The following is an 11811-nucleotide window of genomic DNA, read 5'->3' as shown; positions in this document are numbered from 1 at the left end:
TCCCATCCCGAACAGGACCGTGAAACGACTCTACGCCGATGATAGTGCGGATTCCCGTGTGAAAGTAGGTAATCGTCAGGCTCCCTAAGCCAGAAACCCCCGCCCGAAAGGCGGGGGTTTTTGCATTGGCGCGACGGAAATGTATGTGCGTTGGGGGAAGCGCGCTCCATCCATCACGTCTCCCGGGCTCGCACGCCAGATCACTCACTTGCCATCCCGCAGTCAATCCTTCCCCGAAACGAAACCACGCGATTTGATACGATCGAAGTGCCGTCGACGATTGCACTCGTCGACGCTCATGTTCGAAACCAGGGCTTGATGGAGAGGGCGGGAATGAATATCGGCGACGCGTCGCGCGAATCCGGGGTCAGCGCAAAAATGATCCGGTACTACGAACAGGTTGGCCTGCTTGCGCCGAGCAAACGTACCGACGCCGGCTACCGGATCTACGGCGCGGACGAAATCCATATCCTGCGCTTCATCCGTCAGGCACGACGCCTTGGCTTTCTCGTCGAGGACATCCGCAAACTGCTGATGCTCTGGCAGGATCGTTCCCGCGCGAGCGCCGAAGTGAAATCGATTGCGCTCGAGCACGTGGCCGAACTCGACAAGCGCATCGCGGAGCTGAGCGACATGCGTGACACGCTGGCCGATCTCGCTGCGCACTGTCATGGTGACGGGCGGCCCGAATGCCCGATTTTGGCGCGTCTGTCCGACCCCGTCGGCGAACCAAATTAGTGCGCATCCTCGAGGCCCGAAATGGGCCTAGATTATATTTCCTTAAAAATCAATGAGTTGCGTTGAATCCACGGCCGGCTATTCCGAATTGGAATGGCTTCCATGCAAGTATTTCACTGGCATCTTGGTGCGCCATCGCTATAATTCGGGATAACCCTATACGGGAAATCCCTGAATCTCGATTCGCCAGGGGTCCCCCCTTCCTTGGAGAATGTCATGATCGCCTACATCGTCGAAAAGCTGAGCAACTGGTTCGAATCCGCAGAACGTGAACGCCGTGAGGCTTACCTCGCCACGTCGTCGGACATCGTCCAGCTCGAAAGCCGCATTCGCTCGCTCGAAACCAACGGCTACTCGCTGTAATCGGAGTCACCGTCAGGTGCCATGTGGCACCGAACGATAAGCAAGCCCCGTATTGACGGGGCTTTGTTTTTTTGTGCGCCGGATCTGGCGCAATCGTCAGTGCAGCGCTATGGTATGGACCTGCTTTTCATCCTGAAGGACACAATCATGCGTTTGCGTCTCGATGTGCGTCGCAGTGCCCGCGCGCGTCTCGTTCTCGGCGCGGTCGTGCTTGTCCATGGACTCGCGGCGGCTGCCGCGACATCGTCCAAGCCGTTGATTCTCGATACGCAACGCGGCATCCAGGATGGCAAGGGCGGGTTGGTGCTGCAGACGGCACCGTTGTCTTCCGAGCCGATCGTCGAGCCGGCAGGCATGCGGGCTCCGGCCGGGCAGGCGCCGAACACGTCGGTTCCGCTGTTCGTCGCGCCGTATATCAATGTCCCCGCGTGGGGTGGACAGCCAGCCAACCAGCCAAGGCTCGCACCCCGACCGCAGCCGTAACGCGCGGCCGCCCGGTCAGTTTCCGCGGTGCTCGATCTGGCAGCGGGCGCCGCTATCCTGTCCCAGCATTTCGACCAGATAGGGCAGTGCCTCGTTCATGCTCTGGGCGAGGGTATACGGCGGATTCAGAATGAACATTCCGCTGCCGTAGAGACCCAGTCCGTCAGTCGGCGGATTCGACACCGTCAGTGTCAGGTGCAGCCAGTTGTTCGGTTGCAGGCGTTTCAACTGCTCGGGAAAGCGCTGCGATTCCGTCCGGGTCACCTGCGGGTACCAGACCGCATAGCAGCCCGTCGCGAAACGCTTCAGGCACTCCGTCACGCAAGTCACCGTGCGCGCGTAATCCTTCTTGTCCTCGTAGGACGGGTCGATCAGTACGAGTGCGCGTCGCGGCGGCGGCGGCAGCAGTGCCTTGACGCCTTCGAAGCCGTCTCCGGCAAAGATCATCGCGCGTCGCCCCGCATCGCGGAAATTGTGGCGCAGCACGTCGATTTCCGTCGTGTGCATTTCGAACAGTCGCATGCGGTCCTGCTCGCGCATCGATCGCCATGCGATGTACGGGGAGCCCGGGTAGAAGCGCAGTTCACCATCGTCGTTCAGTGCGCGGACTTCATCCACATAGTCGCCCAGGGCTTCCGGCAGGTTCTTTTCGTTCCATAGCCGGCCGATGCCGGTGTCGAATTCTGACGTCTTTGCTGCGTATCCGTCGCGCAGCGAATACACGCCGGCACCTGCATGCGTATCGATGTACCAGTACGACTTGTCTTTCTTGTTCAGGTAGCGCAGCAGCTGGACGACGACGGCGTGCTTGAGCACGTCCGCGTGGTTGCCTGCGTGAAAACCGTGACGATAACTGAGCATGGCGGGCTGCCTGAAACGAAAGGTGAATCGATGAAAGCGGTCGATCGTGCGCGGCCGTCAGGCCGGGCGCCGATGCGGGCCGCGTATTGTACGCGAGTGGCCGAGCATCGCCTTATTCATACGCATCGCCTACCACCTCCTCGATACGTTGCTTCACGTCCGGTGTCAGCTTCGTGGCAACGTCGAGCGCGCGCATGTTGTCGCCGATCTGCTCGATCCGCGACGCGCCGGTGATGACCGAGCTCACGTGCGGATTCGCGAGCACCCACGCGATCGCGAGCTGGCCGGTGCTGCAGCCGAGCTCTGCAGCAATTTCGCCGAGCCGTTCGACGATGTCGTTGGCGGCCTGATCGGTCAGGCGGTCGCGCATCCAGTCGTAACCCTGTAACTGCGCGCGGCTGCCGGGCGGTACGCCGTTACGGTATTTGCCGGTGAGCAGGCCCGATGCCAGCGGGCTCCAGGTCGTGAGGCCAAGACCGTAGTCGTCGTAGAGCCGCGCATATTCCCGTTCGACCCGCGTGCGGTGGAACAGGTTGTACTGCGGCTGCTCGACGACCGGCTTGTGCAGGTGATGCCGTTCGGCGATCTCGCATGCGGCACGGATCTCGTCGGCGCTCCATTCCGACGTGCCCCAGTACAGCGCCTTGCCGCGCACGATCATGTCGCTCATTGCCCAGACCGTTTCCTCGATCGGCGTGTTCGGATCAGGGCGATGGCAATAGACGAGGTCGACATAGTCGAGCTGCAGCCGGCTCAGTGAGCCGTCGATGGCGTTCAGCAGGTATTTCCGGTTCAGCGTGTGATACTGGTTAGGCGCTTCGGCGAGCCCCCAGAAGAACTTCGTGGACACGATATAGCTGATGCGCGGCCAGTCGAGCGACTTGAGCGCGTGCCCCATGATTTCCTCGGATTTGCCGCCGGCGTAGACCTCGGCGTTGTCGAAGAAATTGACGCCTGCGTCGCGTGCCGCGGCAAGGCATTCGCGCGCGACCCGCTGGTCGACCTGGTTGCCGTACGTCACCCACGAGCCGAGCGAAAGCTCGCTGATCTGCAGGCCGGAGCGGCCTAGCCGTCGATAGTGCATGCGAATCTCCTGCGTGACAGAACCGACCTTAAGCTTAGACGTTTTGCGCGCGAGCGGCGGGGCCGATCGTGCACAATGACGGCTGGCCCGCGGTACGATCGCGCGACGGTAGCGGATGCGGCGGGCGCTTGTTTTATCGATCCGACAACGGGAGGAGACGGACATGGCAGCAGATCTGAATGGCAAGACCGCAGTCGTCACGGGCGCCGCGAGCGGCATCGGCAAGGAAATCGCACTCGAGCTCGCGAAGGCGGGCGCGGCGGTCGCGATCGCCGACCTGAACCAGGACGGCGCGAACGCCGTTGCCGACGAGATCGTCAAGGCGGGTGGCAAGGCGATCGGCGTCGCGATGGACGTGACGAACGAGGAAGCCGTGAACAGCGGCATCGACAAGGTGGCCGAAACGTTCGGCTCGGTCGACATCCTCGTGTCGAACGCGGGCATCCAGATCGTCAACCCGATCGAGAACTACTCGTTCTCCGACTGGAAGAAGATGCAGGCGATCCACGTCGACGGCGCGTTCCTGACGACCAAGGCCGCGCTCAAGCACATGTACAAGGACGATCGCGGCGGTGTGGTGATCTACATGGGTTCGGTGCATTCGCACGAAGCGTCGCCGCTGAAGTCGGCATACGTGACGGCCAAGCACGGGCTGCTCGGCCTGGCCCGCGTGCTGGCGAAGGAAGGCGCGAAGCACAACGTGCGCTCGCACGTCGTGTGTCCGGGCTTCGTGCGCACGCCGCTGGTGGACAAGCAGATTCCGGAGCAGGCGAAGGAACTCGGGATCAGCGAAGAGGAAGTCGTGAAGAAGGTGATGCTCGGCAATACGGTCGACGGCGTGTTCACGACCGTTCAGGACGTCGCGCAGACGGTGCTGTTCCTGTCGGCATTCCCGAGCGCCGCGCTCACGGGCCAGTCGTTTGTCGTCAGCCACGGCTGGTTCATGCAGTAATTCGGGTGTAGCCGCCATAGTCGCCCACCGGCGGTCGGCATAAAAAAACGCGCTCCGGGGAGCGCGTTTTGCATTTCGGCAGGGCGGGGCGCAGCCGATGACGGCTGCCGCCCGCGCACGCCGCGTTACTTCAGGACGGCTGCGACCGCATTGGCGACCGCGTCGAGGTTGCGCGTGTTCAGCGCGGCGACGCAGATCCGGCCCGTGCCGACCGCGTAGATGCCGAACTCGTCGCGCAGGCGATCGACTTGCGCCGAGGTCAGGCCCGAATACGAGAACATTCCGCGCTGCGCGTTGATGAAGCTGAAGTCGCGATCGACGCCGCTTGCCTTCAGGCGCTCGACGAGACCGTTGCGCATCGCACGGATGCGATCGCGCATTTCACCGAGTTCCTGCACCCACGAAGCGTGCAGTTCCGGCGATGCGAGCACCGCTGCGACCACGGCGCCGCCATGGGTCGGCGGGTTCGAGTAGTTCGTGCGGATCACGCGCTTCAGTTGCGACAGCACGCGCGTCGCCTCTTCCTTGCTCGACGTGATGATCGACAGTGCACCGACGCGCTCGCCGTACAGCGAGAACGACTTCGAGAACGACGACGACACGAATGCGTTCAGGTCGGCCGCGGCAAACAGGCGCACGGCGGCAGCATCGGCCTCGATGTTCTCGCCGAAGCCCTGGTAGGCCATGTCGAGGAACGGCACGAGGTTGCGCGCCTTCACGACGTCGACGACCTGTTGCCATTGCGCTTCGGTCAGGTCCACGCCCGTCGGGTTGTGGCAGCACGCGTGCAGCACGACGACCGTGCCTGCCGCGTAGCCGTTCAGTGCCGACAGCATGCCTTCGAAGTTCACGCCGTTGGTGGCAGCGTCGTAATACGGGTACGCAACGACTTCGAAGCCGGCCGCTTCGAACAGCGCGCGGTGGTTTTCCCAGCTCGGATCGCTGATCGCGACCTTCACGTTCGGGTTCACGGTGCGCAGGAAATCGGCGCCGATCTTCAGCGCGCCCGTGCCGCCCAGTGCCTGGGCCGTGACCACGCGGCCCGCTGCGATCAGCGGCGAATCGTTGCCGAGCAGCAGCTTCTGCACGGACGCATCGTAGGCGGCGATGCCGTCGATCGGCAGGTAGCCGCGCGGCAGGCCGGCCTCGACACGCACCTTCTCGGCTTCGCGAACCGCGCGCAGCAGCGGAATCTTGCCTTCTTCGTTCGTGTACACACCGACGCCGAGGTTGACCTTGGTCGGACGCGCATCGGCGTTGAAGGCTTCGTTCAGGCCCAGGATCGGGTCGCGGGGAGCAAGCTGGACAGCGGAGAAGAGCGACATGATGATTCGGCAGTTGTGAAAAGAGGGTCAGGCTTTCAACGGGCGGGGCGGGCGCGGCAGACCGCGCGCGGGCAGGCACGACGCCGGAAAGCGCAGCAGCCTGATATTGTAGCGAATTCGCGCTGGCGAGGGCGGCGTTTCGGCGGCGAAATTCGGCCGGGAATCGCGATTCCCGGCGGCCGGCGCGCGTCAGGAGCCGACAGCAGTCCGCCCGGCCGCGAAGCGCTAGAATGGCTCTTTTGCCCTCGCTCCGGCCGCATTCCATGTCCGAACATCATGCCGAAACCGGCGACGCGCTCGACGAATCGAAATTCGTGACCTTCGAAGGGTCGCCGTTCCAGCTGTACCAACCGTATTTGCCCGCAGGCGATCAGCCGACCGCGATCGACACGCTCGTCGAAGGGGTCGAGGACGGTCTCTCGTTCCAGACGCTGCTCGGCGTAACAGGCTCGGGAAAGACTTTCACGATGGCCAATACGATCGCGCGGCTCGGCCGCCCGGCGATCGTGTTCGCGCCGAACAAGACGCTTGCCGCGCAACTCTACTCGGAATTCCGCGAGTTCTTCCCGCGCAACGCGGTCGAGTATTTCGTCTCGTACTACGACTATTACCAGCCTGAAGCCTACGTGCCGCAGCGCGACCTGTTCATCGAAAAGGACTCGTCGATCAACGAGCACATCGAGCAGATGCGGCTGTCGGCGACGAAGAGCCTGATGGAGCGTCGCGACGTCGTGATCGTCGCGACGGTGTCGGCGATCTACGGTATCGGCAACCCGTCCGAATACCACCGGATGATCCTGACGCTGCGCGCCGGCGACAAGCTCGGGCAGCGCGACGTGATCGCGCGGCTGATTGCGATGCAGTACACGCGCAACGATCAGGACTTCCAGCGCGGCACGTTCCGCGTGCGCGGCGACACGATCGACATCTTCCCGGCCGAGCACGCTGAGCTGGCCGTGCGCGTCGAGCTGTTCGACGACGAGGTCGAGACGCTGCAACTGTTCGACCCGCTGACCGGCCGCGTGCGGCAGAAGATTCCGCGCTTCACCGTCTATCCGTCGTCGCACTACGTGACGCCGCGCGATACCGTGATGCGCGCGGTCGAGACGATCAAGGACGAACTGCGCGAGCGGCTCGAGTATTTTCACAGCGACGGCAAGCTCGTCGAGGCGCAGCGCCTCGAGCAGCGTACGCGCTTCGATCTCGAGATGCTGCAGGAGCTCGGCTTCTGCAAGGGCATCGAGAACTACTCGCGGCATTTCTCGGGGGCGGAGCCCGGCGATCCTCCGCCGACGCTCGTCGACTACCTGCCGCCCGATGCGCTGATGCTGCTCGACGAATCGCACGTGCTGATCGGCCAGTTGAACGGCATGTACAACGGCGACCGCGCACGCAAGGAAAACCTCGTCAACTACGGGTTCCGGCTGCCGTCGGCGCTGGACAACCGGCCGCTCAAGTTCCCCGAGTTCGAGCGCAAGATGCGCCAGGTCGTGTTCGTGTCGGCCACGCCGGCCGACTACGAGAAGCGCGTGACGGGGCAGATCGCCGAACAGGTCGTGCGGCCGACCGGGCTCGTCGATCCGGAAATCGAAGTGCGCCCGGCAAGCTCGCAGGTCGACGACGTGCTGGCCGAGATCAACGCGCGCGTGAAGGCCGAGGAGCGCGTGCTGATCACCGTGCTGACGAAGCGCATGGCCGAGCAGCTCACCGAGTTTCTGGCCGATCACGGGGTCAAGGTGCGTTACCTGCACAGCGACATCGACACGGTGGAGCGTGTCGAAATCATTCGCGACCTGCGGCTCGGCACATTCGACGTGCTGGTCGGGATCAACCTGCTGCGGGAAGGGCTCGACATTCCCGAGGTGTCGCTCGTCGCGATCCTCGACGCGGACAAGGAGGGCTTCCTGCGTGCGGAGCGCTCGCTGATCCAGACGATCGGTCGTGCCGCGCGGAACGTGAACGGCAAGGCGATCCTCTACGCGGACAACATGACCGAGTCGATGAAGCGCGCGATCGGCGAGACCGAGCGGCGCCGTGCGAAGCAGATCGCGTACAACGAGGAAATGGGCATCACGCCGCGCGGTGTCGTGAAGCGCATCAAGGACATCATCGACGGCGTCTACAACGCGGACGAGGCACGTGCCGAGCTGAAGGAAGCCCAGCAGCGTGCGAAATTCGAGGACATGTCGGAAAAGCAACTCGCCAAGGAAATCAAGCGCCTCGAGAAGCAGATGGCCGACTACGCGAAGAACCTCGAGTTCGAGAAGGCCGCCGCGACTCGCGACCAGCTTGCGCTGCTGCGTGAGCGCGTATTCGGCGCGAACGTCGGCGATCACGTCAACGGCGGCCGGTAAATCTCTCCAAGCGTCACGGAAACCTCACGGTAACGAGCCTGTAAGCCTTGTCGGATCAGGGGTTTACACGGCTCCCCGTTTGTTCGTAAACAGGTTCGGTGCTAAACTTCGCAATTATTGAGAATTGTTCGCATTAACGTTATTCGTCGCGTTAGTGTTTTCAGCGGGCAGGCCTGACGGCCGGTCCGCATGGTTCCAGATCAAATAACAAGGAGTGTCCATGTTGGGTTCTTCGTTCATCCGCACGACGGTTGCGGTAGCGGCGGCGCTTGCCGCGATGTCGGCCTCGGCTGCCGAATATCCGATCGGCAAGCAGCAGATCCAGGGCGGCATGGAAATCGGCGCGGTGTACCTGCAGCCGATCACGATGGACCCGGAAGGGATGATGCGCAAGGCGTCGGATTCCGACATCCACCTCGAGGCCGACATCCATGCGGTCAAGAACAACCCGACGGGTTTCGCGGAAGGCGACTGGATGCCGTACCTGCAGGTCACGTACAAGCTGACGAAGCAGGGCGACGCGAAGTGGAAGGCTGAAGGCGACCTGATGGGCATGGTCGCGAGCGACGGTCCGCACTACGGCGACAACGTGAAGCTGAACGGCCCGGGCAAGTACCACCTGACGATGGTCGTCAAGCCGCCGATGCAGACGGGCCACATGGCGTTCGGTCGTCACATCGACAAGGAAACGGGCGTGGGCGCATGGTTCAAGCCCGTTACCCTCGAGTACGACTTCCCGTTCGCCGGTATCGGCAAGAAGGGCGGTTACTGATCGGTAGCATCACGGACGGCGCGCTTCGGCGCGCCGTCGGCGTAGAGAACCCAGAATGAAAATTCCCCAGAAAATCGTTGCCGCAGCCGCTGCGCTGTGGTTTGCCGGCGCAGCGTACGCTGCCGATCTGCCGACGTTCAAGCTCGAAATGGCGGACGGCAAGCTGACTCCCGCCCGCATCGAAGTGCCGGCCGGCCAGCGTTTCAAGATCGAGATCAAGAACACCGGCAAGGGTGCCGCCGAATTCGAGAGCGTGCAACTGCGCAAGGAGAAGGTGCTCGCGCCGGGTGCCGATTCGTTCGTGGTCGTCGCGCCGCTGTCGCCGGGCGAGTACAAGTTTTTCGACGATTTCCACCAGCAGGCGCAGGGCGTGATCGTCGCGAAGTAACGCGGTTTATCTGCGCGCAGGCCCACCTGCCCGGTGTACTGCGCGTCAGGAGGTATCGATGGGTCAGATCTTGTTCATCGTCTGGCGAGAGAGCGTCGAAGCGCTGCTCGTCGTCGGCATTCTCTATGCATGGCTGAAAAACGGCGACGACGACGCGCGCCGCGGCCTGCCTTTTCTCTGGACCGGTGTCGGTGTCGGCCTGCTGATGGCCGTCGGCCTCGGCGCGGCGCTGGTCGGTTTCACCGAAGTGCTGTCCGGCGACGCGCAGGACTACTTCCAGACTGCCATGGTGCTGATCGCCTGCGTGCTGATCGTGCAGATGGTGCTGTGGATGCGCCGGCACGGCCGCACGCTGAAGCGCGACATGGAGCAATCGCTGCAGCAGAGCACGCGCGATTCGAACTGGTGGGGCGTCGCGGTGCTGGTCGCGCTTGCGATCGCGCGCGAAGGCAGCGAGACGGTGATCTTCCTGTACGGTCTCGGGTTCGGCCAGTCGGGCCACGTCGACGGCAGCCAGATGCTTGCGGTCGTGATCGGCCTCGGCCTTGCGTTCTTCACGTTCTATCTGCTGCAGCTCGGCGGCAAGTACTTCTCGTGGCGGCATTTCTTCCGCGTCACCGAAGTGATGCTGCTGTTCCTCGGCGCAGGCCTGTTCCAGACCGGCGTCGACAAGCTGATCGACAAGGAAATCCTGCCGCTCGGCATTTCGCAGGTGTGGGACACGTCCGCGATCCTCGATGATTCGGGCACGTTCGGCTCGCTCGTCGCGACGCTGACCGGCTATCGCGCACACCCGGCACTGACCAACCTGGTTGCCTATGCGGTGTACTGGGCGGTGGTCTGGCTGCTGATGAAGCGCGCGAGCCGTCGGCCGGCCGTCGCTGCAGGTCGCGCGGCATGAGCGTTGTCGCCGCAGCCAAGCCGGGCTGGCTCGCGCAGGCGGGCCAGTGGATGCAGCGCCACGGCGCGCTGATCCGCGGCATCCAGTGGGCCGTCGTCGCCGTCTATGCGTTCCTGATCATCGTGCCGGCGGTGTTGCCGCTGCCGGACGACTCCGCGCACCTGTGGAGCAACCTCACGCTGATCGCGCAATTCACGTTCTGGGGCATCTGGTGGCCGTTCGTGCTGCTGTCGATGGTGATGCTCGGCCGCGTCTGGTGCGGCGTGCTGTGTCCGGAAGGCGCGCTCACCGAATACGCGAGCAAGTTCGGCCACGGTGGCCCGATTCCGCGCTGGATACGGTGGGGTGGCTGGCCGTTCGTCGCATTCGGGCTCACGACGATCTACGGGCAGATGGTGAGCGTGTACCAGTACCCGCTCGCGGTGCTGTTCGTGCTCGGCGGCTCGACCGTCGGCGCGATCGTGATCGGCTTGCTGTACGGCCGCGAGAAGCGCGTGTGGTGCAAGTACCTGTGCCCGGTCAACGGCGTGTTCGGGCTGCTCGCACGGCTCGCGCCGATGCGCTACAAGGTCGACGAGGATGCATGGCGCCGTTCGTACAAGAACGGCGAGCATGGCCATCGCGTGATTCCGATCAATTGTGCGCCGCTCGTGCCGTTGCGCAGCATGAAGGGCGCGTCGGACTGCCATATGTGCGGCCGCTGCAGCGGGCACCGCGACGCGATTTCGTTGTCGTTGCGCTCGCCGTCCGACGAAGTCGTGAACCTCGGCGCGCAAAAGGCGAACCCGTGGGACACCGCGCTGATCCTGTACGGCCTGCTCGGCGTCGCGATCGGTGCGTTTCACTGGACCGTCAGCCCGTGGTTCGTGCAGATCAAGCAATGGCTCGCGGGCTGGCTGATCGACCATGACATCACCTGGCCGCTCGAAACCAATGCACCGTGGTTCCTGCTCACGCATTACCCGGATCGCAACGACGTATTCTCCTGGCTCGACGGCGGGCTGGTCGTCAGCTACATCGTCGGCACGGGGCTCGTGTACGGCACGGCGCTGCTGGTGTTGCTGGCCGGTGCCACGCTGATGCTCGGCCGCTTTGATCGCGTGCGGCTGCATCACCTCGCGCAGGCGCTGATTCCGATCGCGGGAGCGGGCGTGTTCCTCGGGCTGTCCGCAACGACGCTGTCGTTGCTGCGCGCCGAGCACGTGCCGCTTGGCTGGGCGACCGATGTGCGCATCGCGATCCTGGTCGGCGCCAACGCGTGGAGTGCGTGGCTCGCGTGGAAGGTGACGGGGCGCTACGCGGCCTGGCCGCGTCGGCTTGCGGCATTCGCATGGTTCGCCGTCGGGCTTGCCGTCGTCGACAGTGCGTGGTGGTTGATGTTCTGGGGGTTCTGAAGCGGCTCGCGTGCCGCGTCGGCGCTCATGCATCGACGCGGTAACGAACTTCGGCGGCATGCTTCGCGCATTGGCCGCCCAAACAAAAAAGCGACACGTCGAAGGACGTGTCGCTTTTTTTCTTCCTTGTGCGAGAACCAAAAAAAGTGGCTTGGCTTGCTGCAACGGCTGCTTGAGTGTGTTTGCACGAAGGGGT

The 11811-nt window shown here is 63.5% G+C and carries 12 protein-coding genes; 9 read left to right on the top strand and 3 right to left on the bottom strand.

Annotated elements, in window-relative coordinates:
- Positions 1 to 333 precede the first annotated feature (333 nt).
- The 3 genes from cueR (at position 334) to HAV18_RS23625 (ending at position 1584) form a co-directional block, all read left to right on the top strand.
- On the top strand, positions 334 to 738 hold the full coding sequence (gene cueR, locus HAV18_RS23635; protein ID WP_041493104.1) for a Cu(I)-responsive transcriptional regulator: 405 nt from the start codon (positions 334 to 336) through the stop codon (positions 736 to 738).
- A 216-nt stretch (positions 739 to 954) separates the two neighbouring features.
- Positions 955 to 1101, top strand: coding sequence for a DUF3563 family protein (locus HAV18_RS23630; protein WP_006478295.1), 147 nt, complete (start codon positions 955 to 957; stop codon positions 1099 to 1101).
- A 114-nt stretch (positions 1102 to 1215) separates the two neighbouring features.
- On the top strand, positions 1216 to 1584 hold the full coding sequence (locus HAV18_RS23625; protein ID WP_208102085.1) for a hypothetical protein: 369 nt from the start codon (positions 1216 to 1218) through the stop codon (positions 1582 to 1584).
- Positions 1585 to 1599: 15 nt separating this feature from the next.
- Here HAV18_RS23625 and HAV18_RS23620 read toward each other — a convergent pair whose 3' ends face one another.
- Together HAV18_RS23620 and HAV18_RS23615 are read right to left on the bottom strand one after the other, a co-directional pair.
- Entirely contained in the window at positions 1600 to 2445 is an 846-nt protein-coding gene (locus HAV18_RS23620; RefSeq protein WP_011352670.1) for a 23S rRNA (adenine(2030)-N(6))-methyltransferase RlmJ, read from the bottom strand.
- A gap of 112 nt (positions 2446 to 2557) precedes the next feature.
- Entirely contained in the window at positions 2558 to 3529 is a 972-nt protein-coding gene (locus tag HAV18_RS23615) for an aldo/keto reductase (RefSeq protein ID WP_166960545.1), read from the bottom strand.
- A gap of 163 nt (positions 3530 to 3692) precedes the next feature.
- Between HAV18_RS23615 and HAV18_RS23610 the strand changes: the two genes are divergently transcribed.
- Positions 3693 to 4481: a 3-hydroxybutyrate dehydrogenase gene (locus HAV18_RS23610; protein WP_166960540.1), complete on the top strand. Its 789-nt coding sequence runs from the start codon at positions 3693 to 3695 to the stop codon at positions 4479 to 4481.
- 125 nt (positions 4482 to 4606) lie between these two features.
- Here the strand turns inward: HAV18_RS23610 and HAV18_RS23605 are convergent, their stop codons facing one another.
- On the bottom strand, positions 4607 to 5806 hold the full coding sequence (locus HAV18_RS23605) for an amino acid aminotransferase (RefSeq protein ID WP_166960537.1): 1200 nt from the start codon (positions 5804 to 5806) through the stop codon (positions 4607 to 4609).
- A 263-nt stretch (positions 5807 to 6069) separates the two neighbouring features.
- On the opposite strand from HAV18_RS23605, the gene uvrB reads away from it, so the two are divergent.
- The 5 genes from uvrB to HAV18_RS23580 all read left to right on the top strand — a co-directional run bounded on the left by uvrB (position 6070) and on the right by HAV18_RS23580 (position 11615).
- Positions 6070 to 8160: an excinuclease ABC subunit UvrB gene (uvrB, locus tag HAV18_RS23600; protein ID WP_166960534.1), complete on the top strand. Its 2091-nt coding sequence runs from the start codon at positions 6070 to 6072 to the stop codon at positions 8158 to 8160.
- Between the two features lie 220 nt (positions 8161 to 8380).
- On the top strand, positions 8381 to 8932 hold the full coding sequence (locus HAV18_RS23595; protein ID WP_011352665.1) for an iron transporter: 552 nt from the start codon (positions 8381 to 8383) through the stop codon (positions 8930 to 8932).
- 55 nt (positions 8933 to 8987) lie between these two features.
- The gene (locus HAV18_RS23590) at positions 8988 to 9320 is read left to right on the top strand and encodes a cupredoxin domain-containing protein (RefSeq protein ID WP_166960531.1); all 333 of its coding nucleotides are present in this window, start codon (positions 8988 to 8990) and stop codon (positions 9318 to 9320) included.
- Positions 9321 to 9378: 58 nt separating this feature from the next.
- The gene (locus HAV18_RS23585) at positions 9379 to 10221 is read left to right on the top strand and encodes an FTR1 family protein (RefSeq protein ID WP_166960528.1); all 843 of its coding nucleotides are present in this window, start codon (positions 9379 to 9381) and stop codon (positions 10219 to 10221) included.
- Positions 10218 to 11615, top strand: coding sequence for a 4Fe-4S binding protein (locus HAV18_RS23580; RefSeq protein ID WP_166960525.1), 1398 nt, complete (start codon positions 10218 to 10220; stop codon positions 11613 to 11615). Before HAV18_RS23585 ends, HAV18_RS23580 begins: the two co-directional genes overlap by 4 nt.
- The last annotated feature ends 196 nt before the right edge of the window (positions 11616 to 11811 follow it).

It is taken from the genome of Burkholderia sp. D-99 (assembly GCF_011605345.1).
Lineage (GTDB): Bacteria > Pseudomonadota > Gammaproteobacteria > Burkholderiales > Burkholderiaceae > Burkholderia.
Note: the sequence above shows the minus strand (reverse complement) of the source record. Positions and strands in the feature narration are given on the sequence as shown.